The organism is Gilvimarinus sp. 1_MG-2023 (assembly GCF_030548285.1).
Genome location: NZ_JAUOSC010001240.1, coordinates 1 through 258, shown reverse-complemented (window position 1 = coordinate 258; position 258 = coordinate 1). Strand labels below are relative to the sequence as shown.

The window sequence follows — 258 nt, the reverse complement described above, 5'->3', positions numbered from 1 at the left end:
AATCAGATCAGCGCCGGTTAATGGCTGCCCTGGCCCGACATAAGCAAAGTCTACCTGCGGGTGCTGGCGCAGCATGTCAAAATCGGTGTGATTACTGATACGCGACAGCACCGGCACACGTACCCGCAAGCGAATGTCGGTGTGATCAAGTTGCTGCTCGGTGTCGATGGCATCTTCCGCCGCAGCACCAAGCTTCATAAGGTAAGGCAAGACACCCAGCACCGGTTTGCCCGTGCGTTGTTGCAGCCAGTCCAGACC

1 pseudogene is annotated in these 258 nt (G+C 57.4%); it reads right to left on the bottom strand.

The window, feature by feature from the left end:
- Positions 1 to 258 (bottom strand): annotated as a pseudogene (locus tag Q4563_RS20830) (cobyric acid synthase); the annotation flags it as partial.